A 2,983-nucleotide genomic window follows, 5' to 3' on the forward strand; every position below is an offset into this window, starting at 1 on the left:
GTCAAACGACTTCCAGACCTTGTTCACCGAGACCTCGGTCGTGGGCGGTGTAGGCGGTGTCTGAGTGTTCGTGATCGTGAAACCACTTGCCGCATCCCCCATCACCTCAGAGGTGAAACCGTCAACCTCAAGCTCCTCGACCGAGTAGGCGATGTCAACCTGCTTGCCATCGATGCTCTTGGTCAGCGGCAAACCAGTGAACGTATGCGCCCAACCGTTCTCGGCGCTCAACTCAACTGGGTCACCAACCGGAGACTTCTCCCCACCAGTCGACTCCATCAGCTGAACCTTCACCGGCATCGCCAACGCAGGATCAAGATCCTCACCGTCAAACGACTTCCAGACCTTGTTCACCGAAACTTCGGTCGTCGGAGGCGGGGTCTGCGTATTCGTGATCGTGAAACCACTCGCCGCATCACCAGTCACTTCCGATGCGAACCCCTCAACAGTCAGCTCTTCGACCGAATAGGTGACGTCGACCTGTTCGCCATCAACCTTCTCCGAGACGGGCAGCTGCGCAAACGTGTGCTTCCAACCATTACCGGCATTCAACTCAACTGGCTCACCGACAGCGGTCGTGCTCCCGGCTACGGATTTCATGAGCTGAACCTTCACCGGAACCGTGGAAGCAGCGTCAAGCACACTGCCATCGGCGGACTTCCACACCTTCGTCACATCAACCGACGTGACGGGCGGCGGTGTCTGAGTGTTCGTAATCGTGAAGCCCTTCTCAGCGTCACCAGTCACCTTCGAAGTGAAGCCCTCAACCGTGGCCTCCTCAACGGTGTACGAGACGGGAACTTGCTTACCGTCAACGGTCTTTGACTTCGGCAGATCCGTGAACGTGTACTTCCACTCGTTCTCGCCGTTCAACGTGACGGGCTGGCCCACGGGGAACTTCTCGCCATCAACCGAAGCCCAAAGCTGGACCTCGACCGGAACCGTAGACTCACTCGCAAGCTGGCTACCGTCGGACCCCTTCCACTCTTTCTTCACCTCAATGCTGGTGGCTTCAGGAATACCGAAAACCACGCCACCGTTTGACCCGATTCCGCCCCCGCGTGGAGCCTTATTCTTCGAAATGGTGAGTCGCGCCCACGACCGTGCGGCATCCTTCGCTTGAGCGTTCGCGACTGTCTTCAAACCTTCGTTCGAGATCGACGTTCGGTAGTCGCTCGAATCATCAGAATCCCTCGCGATCCCGTCAAACACCTGCTTCTTCCCGGGGTTCTCGGGATCGAAGCGGTCGGACGAGGACGAACCATCCTTGTAGTACGCGGGAATTCCGCCACCAAGCATGCGCGAATCCATGCGCACACCGGCCTTGCTTGCGGTTCCGTAGTTGTCATGGGCAATGTCATCGCCCCATTGCCCACTGGCTCGCTTCCGGCTCGCAATGTTCTCAAACACCGCGGCCCCGTTCGTCACGTGCATCGTCAGATTGCCGGTTGGGCAAAGCCAAATACCGCCACCAAAGGCCACTCCCCTATCCGAAGTTGCCTCGTTCTCGGTGATAAGAGCGTCCTTGAAATGAGCGGCATACGACTTGGTCGCAATGTAGACGCCACCGCCTTGATGCCTTGCCTCATTGCCTTCGATGAGGCCCGCGTTCACGTGCACGCCGTTTGACACCACGTTGATGCCGCCCCCGGTACGAGAGGCAGTATTGCCCGTGATTGAGCCGCCGTTCATCGTGAAGCTGCCCGGTGAGACCTTCGTCCATTCCTCGGGAGTAAAACCGCAGTTTTTTCCGTCACCAGCAACTTCAGCCCAGGTACCGCTCGCTCCCCACACATACAAATCCATGGCGTTAACGCCGCCACCGTTCGATGCGTAGTTGTCTTTGATGGTGCCACCATTCATCGTGACGTCGGCGTTCCCAAAGACATTGATGCCACCGCCACCGAACGCGGCGCTGCCGTTGGAGAATTCACCGCCATTAATATCGACGCGTGCGCGCGTTGCCGCAGTGTCCTCCTTAGAGCACACGGACTGCTGCCAATTGAAGGCGTTGATATTGCCAACCCAGCCGTGATTGTCAGTAATTTTCCCGCCGTTCACGGTCAGGTGAGCGCCATCGAAAACGCCGATGCCGCCCGTTTCGCCGTAGGCGTCAGAGGTTTCCGTTCGGCCCTTGGAGATCTCTCCTCCGTTCATGACCATCGTCGCGCCCTTGTAAAGTGCCACGTTCGCGGCACCGTACTGCGTGGAGGATGCGGAACCGAGTTTTCGCTGGTTGTCCGTGACCGAACCACCATTGAGGGTAAATTTCGCGTCTTCACCCGTGACGGTGACCGCGCCTTCATAACTCCCCGTAAGCTTTCGCGCCCCCGTGATGCTTCCTTCGTTCATCACTAATTCGCCGCGCACATCCACAGTAGGGGCGAACGACGAGCCTTTGACCACGTGTTCATACTGGGCACGCGAGTCGATAATGAGTCGTTCATCGTTGCTACTCGGATCTTGCGAAAGCGTGAGCTTCGCGCCCTTTTCCACCCTAATAAGGCTGCCGGTGAAAGACCCATCGGCACGGATGATTCTCGAATCACCGAAGGGGAGCCGAAGAGTATTCACAAACTCGATGTCCGCCCCCGCCGGGATCACGAGCGTCTTCGATAGTTCAACGTCAGCGCCATTGCCGATCTCAATCCGCGAGGGAACCGTGCCCGCTTCTTCCACTAGCGCCCGGAGCTGCCCCTCCTCGCACATGTGGGAGCGCCCCTCCACATAACACTTCAATACTTGCCGGTTCACGGCTTGCGGCTCCCCCGCCGCCGCCGACGGAAAGCTCACCATCCCCGCCAACATCAACAACAAAGTTAGACACGCTGCCACAAAAGGCGCCCCAGGGTGGGCGCGAAGTTCACTCTTCAAGGCTCCAACTCTCTAGACAAGGCGTTGGCGACCCGCGACCGGGCAGCCGCGCCGCAAAGAATAATGCTGTCATTAACAGTACTGAGGTTACCCTCGTTTAGTGGACACC

1 protein-coding gene is annotated in these 2,983 nt (G+C 58.1%); it reads right to left on the reverse strand.

The window, feature by feature from the left end; all coding sequences use genetic code 11:
• On the reverse strand, nucleotides 1-2,709 hold a 2,709-nt coding region (locus HMPREF3157_RS04495), incomplete at its 3' end, for a Cna B-type domain-containing protein (protein WP_070435652.1).
• Nucleotides 2,710-2,983 lie beyond the last annotated feature (274 nt).

The sequence above is a fragment of the Dermabacter sp. HMSC06F07 genome (genome assembly GCF_001807345.1).
Classification (GTDB): Bacteria; Actinomycetota; Actinomycetes; order Actinomycetales; family Dermabacteraceae; genus Dermabacter; species Dermabacter hominis.